Annotated in this window: 1 protein-coding gene; it reads right to left on the reverse strand. The window is 66.9% G+C overall.

Translation table 11 applies throughout. The features are described 5' to 3' along the window. Positions 1 to 37: 37 nt before the first annotated feature. Positions 38 to 445 (reverse strand): PIN domain nuclease, encoded by a 408-nt coding sequence (locus R2S09_RS40245; RefSeq protein WP_316746252.1) that lies wholly within the window; start codon positions 443 to 445, stop codon positions 38 to 40. Positions 446 to 483: the final 38 nt, after the last annotated feature.

Genomic DNA, 483 nt, shown 5'->3' on the forward strand with positions numbered 1-483 from the left:
GGGCGGCCACGTGTCGACGCGGTGCGCCTCGTAGGTGTCAGCGTCGTACGTCGTGCTGATCCACGTCAGCCAGGACGCGAGCGACGGTCGCGAAGTCGTTGTCGCGGTGCAGGATGGTCAGGCCGTGGTGCGCAGCAGTCGCGCAGAGTACAAGATCGATGACTCCAGCCGCCCGGTGCTGGCCGGTCTGTGTCAGCTTGTACTGTGCACTGTCCACCCAGCGCCATACGTCCTTGGGAACATGCACCGTACCGAACAGGTCGGTCAGGTCGGCCTCCATCGAGTCCCGGTCGGCCGGCCCGGTGGCGCTGAACAGGACCTCTGCCCGGGTGGCCTCGCACATACCGAGGGCCCCGGTTTCTATCTCGGCCTCCCAGCGGCGCATGTCGGCCGGATGGGTGGCGAGGTGGATGTATGCGCTGGTGTCGATCAAGTACGCGATCACTCGGTGGCCTCGGCACGCTGCGCGGCCTTACGTGCCTC

Origin of the sequence: Streptomyces sp. MK7 (assembly GCF_032658145.1) — a bacterium.
GTDB classification, from domain to species: Bacteria; Actinomycetota; Actinomycetes; order Streptomycetales; family Streptomycetaceae; genus Streptomyces; species Streptomyces spiralis.